Annotated in this window: 4 protein-coding genes; 2 read left to right on the top strand and 2 right to left on the bottom strand. The window is 51.8% G+C overall.

Features of this window, described 5'->3' with window-relative positions:
* Positions 1–8 precede the first annotated feature (8 nt).
* Together ACEN2J_RS20580 and ACEN2J_RS20575 are read left to right on the top strand one after the other, a co-directional pair.
* On the top strand, positions 9–113 hold the full coding sequence (locus ACEN2J_RS20580) for a hypothetical protein (RefSeq protein WP_442108594.1): 105 nt from the start codon (positions 9–11) through the stop codon (positions 111–113).
* A 478-nt stretch (positions 114–591) separates the two neighbouring features.
* On the top strand, positions 592–1,662 hold the full coding sequence (locus tag ACEN2J_RS20575) for a replication initiator protein A (protein WP_442108592.1): 1,071 nt from the start codon (positions 592–594) through the stop codon (positions 1,660–1,662).
* Positions 1,663–1,668: 6 nt separating this feature from the next.
* Here ACEN2J_RS20575 and ACEN2J_RS20570 read toward each other — a convergent pair whose 3' ends face one another.
* Both ACEN2J_RS20570 and ACEN2J_RS20565 read right to left on the bottom strand, forming a co-directional pair.
* Entirely contained in the window at positions 1,669–1,992 is a 324-nt protein-coding gene (locus tag ACEN2J_RS20570) for a hypothetical protein (protein ID WP_442108590.1), read from the bottom strand.
* A gap of 567 nt (positions 1,993–2,559) precedes the next feature.
* Positions 2,560–3,374: replication initiation protein (locus tag ACEN2J_RS20565; RefSeq protein ID WP_442108588.1), on the bottom strand; the 815-nt coding region annotated here is incomplete at its 5' end.

Below are 3,374 nucleotides of genomic sequence, written 5' to 3'. Positions count from 1 at the left end.
GCACCACCGTGAACGCTGTGGCTCGTCGGCATGGTGTGCCAGCGAACCATCTTTCCTCATGGCGCACGCTGGCGCGGTGGGTCGGCCGGAGATTGTCATTGGCGCAGTGGTGATCCGCCTTGAACCGAGGGCCACGGCGGAACGGATTGTATCGGTTGGCCACTGACCTGCCCAGAATCTTGGCTGACTTTGGCTTTGGTTGTCATCTGATCGGTGGTGTTTGGAAGCGCTTGATGACTGAGGCTGAAGTTTGTGTCTTTTACAGCGGTTGAATTTGAAGCCTCGACCCTGTGAGTGTTATATGGTGTTAAAATATGTGTTACGCTGTGGATAAGTGTCTGTAAGTAACTGATAGAAAAAAGTTATTAGAAGCACCGCGTGTGCAGAGTCACGAAGAAACGTGTGCAGAGTCACGAAGAAACGTGTGTAAAGTCACGAAAGCGCCCTTGCCGTGTGTGAAATCACGAAGGGCCTTGACGGCGTGTGAAATCACGAAGGGCCTTGACGGCGTGTGAAATCACGAAGGGCCTTGACGGCGTGTGAAATCACGAAGGGCCTTGACGGCGTGTGTGAAATCACGAAAGTAGGTGCATGGTGTGTGAAATCACGAACGAAACAAAGTCTCCGCTTCTGCCTGATCGTCTCGAACAGGCAGACCTGTTCATTTGTGACATTTTCGATGCCGCTCCCAAAGGGGACATGGCCTCGATGGCGCACCCGATTTTTTCGCTGTCGACGAAGCCTGACCATCGTATCCGCAGATACGAAGACGAGTCTGGCAAGAATTTTGTGGAAGTGAAGCCCTCTGCTGAGGGTTTGGCAACCATCCATGACCGTGATGTCCTGATCTATTGTATTAGCCAGCTGATGGCCGCGATCAATGACGGAAAAACGCCGTCCAAGACACTGAGGATGAAGGCTTACGACTTCCTGAAGTCAACAAACCGCGTCACTGATGGACGTGGATACGACGCCCTGCGAAGCGCCTTGATCCGGCTTCAGGGCACGCAGATTGAAACGAACATCGTAACCGGCGAAACAGAACAGTTCGACATTTTCAGCATCATCGACCGGGCAAGGATCATCCGGCAGACCCGCGATGGGCGGATGCAAGAGATCGAAGTCCAACTTTCGGATTGGGTATTCAACGCGATCCGAGCGAAGGAAGTACTTACTTTCCATCGCGGCTATTTCCGCCTGCGGAAGCCGATTGAACGCCGCCTCTATGAGCTAGCGCGCAAGCATTGCGGACAGAAGAAAGAATGGCGGATCACCCTGCCTGTACTTCAGAGAAAATGCGGTTCTTCATCGACCCTGCGGGAGTTTCGGCGGTTGATCCAAAATATCGTGGAGCATGACAAAGAGCATGCCCACATCCCCGACTATGGCGTCCAGATGGATGAAGACATGATCACCTTCACTAATCGCGGTACAATGTTTGAAGAACAACAGGCTGTGGGTGTGTCCAGCTTTGCATCCGTGCGGATTAGCTCAGAAACCTTGACTGAGGCGCGCCAAGTGGCCTCTGGTTGGGACGTATACGTCCTTGAGAGCGAGTGGCGTAACTGGATGGCAGAGGGTGGTCTGGATGCGCCAAAGAACCCTGACAAGGCCTTCCTAGGCTTCTGCAAGAAGTGGTTTGAGCGGCGGGGCAGGCCGTGAGGTCTTTTACTTCTTGATGAAGCTGAAGTCCGTTTGGCCAGCCTTCATCCACGGCGTCATATCCTTCGGATCATGAGCCGGTAATGGCTCTTCAACACGAATGAGGGCTTCAAGCTCGGTCAAGAATTTGATGCATCCCTGCGCTAGGCTGCCGACCAACTCGTTGCGGATCCGTTTGACGGAACTGGCGCTCCCCTTGGCGACGAAGACCCCGTTCGGTGCGGTCCTGCGGACTTCGTCCCAGGAGGCGTGCAGGCGCGCGAGCTGGATCCCTTCAAAGAGGAACAAGCCGCCTACAGTGAAGGAAAGTGTGTAAGGGGGTGGTGTCATGTAAGCGCACCGTTTTCAATGGTGCTGAAATGTAGAAGTTTTGATCTGGGTTTGGTCATTATCGCCTTTTCCCAGCATGTTTTTCTTTAAGAAGTTCGAAAGCCTCTCTGAAAGCATCAACTTGTGTCACCCTATGATGTACGCACCATTCTTTGAATGCCCACTTTTTTTCTTAGGTGACCTTCAGATTTACGTTGGCGAAGGCCGTTGTAGAACTTTCGTCTTTTGAGTTGGGCGTTTTTTTCCTTTCGGGATTTCTTGCTTTCGAGGGTAGATTGGATTCGCTTGTCTGTCACCGACTAAAGGGAGTTTCTCCAGATTATGTTGTGATGTGAGCAAGAGTAATGAGGCCGCGCTTTGCCCCTTTTTGTTATTCTCTTTAATTCAATATTCAAAGTTCTAAGATTCAGGGCTGATTTTCTATTTTTAATCAAAGGATTATACGATAAAATGTGAGGCTTTCGGGGACTCCGGTGAGGTTTTCGGGGCTTAAAATGAGGAATTTGGGGCATTAATGTGAGGCTTTCGGGGGAGTGCTTTAAAAGTTATCCACAGGCGTTGTGCATGTCATTCCTCGTCTTCGATTAGGTGCCGAACATCATTTCGACCGCTCCGTGCCAGTCGGCTTTGGCTCGGGTATGGGTCTGTCACGGTTGTTGCGGTTCCAGAGATTCGTGCTTTCCGGCCTACTTTTGACCGCTGAACCTCGCGCCAAGCTGCATCCAGTTCGTCCTTCGCCTTCTGCCACCATCCTATCCGGATGTGGGTTACTTTCTTTCCCGTCTTCACTGGTACAATGGTCACGCTGAAGGCCGCTAAAGCGTTGAGTTCGAGGATGGTTTGCTTAACTACATGTTTGTTTAGAGCTCCGAATGCGGAGTATTTCTCCTCTTCGACCCCGAGCAGCTCCCTAAATTCGTTAAGTGTAAGATCTTGGTAGTTTTTTCTGGTGAGACCAGTCCATTGACTGACGTGTTCGTACAGGCTGACGCTGTACTTTGAGCTGAAAGCCATCAGGACTGGTATAGATATCTTGCCCCAGATCGCAGAATCTTGCAGGATCTCGACAAGACGCTTGTCGAAGCTGTAATTCAAGACGCCCGCGGGTCGATCTGGATCATCCAGATCGTTCCCGCCCAAGAATTGGACCCGCCGCGTCCGGCCGTCCAAAAGACGGACCTTCAGGATTGTCGACATCAGCGCTTCGATCGCCTCTTCGACCTGCTCATACCCCTTGTGGCTGTCCGGTTTCAGGTCGTCGATCTCGATTGTGTAGTCTTTGCCCTCTGCGACGCCTTGCATATGTGGGGTCTGATGCCGGAGAGTGCAAAATCCTACGCTAAGCGGTGAGAACCCGTTTCCCATAATCGCGCAGATTGCCG

Origin of the sequence: Pseudorhodobacter sp. W20_MBD10_FR17, from assembly GCF_052119765.1 — a bacterium.
Taxonomy (GTDB): domain Bacteria; phylum Pseudomonadota; class Alphaproteobacteria; order Rhodobacterales; family Rhodobacteraceae; genus Pseudorhodobacter.
This window is presented reverse-complemented; position numbering and strand designations above follow the sequence as displayed.

Coding starts and splice junctions, on each gene's coding strand:
- ACEN2J_RS20575 (WP_442108592.1), top strand. CDS start 592: ATGGTGTGTGAAATCACGAACGAAACAAAGTCTCCGCTTCTGCCTGAT.
- ACEN2J_RS20570 (WP_442108590.1), bottom strand. CDS start 1,992: ATGACACCACCCCCTTACACACTTTCCTTCACTGTAGGCGGCTTGTTC.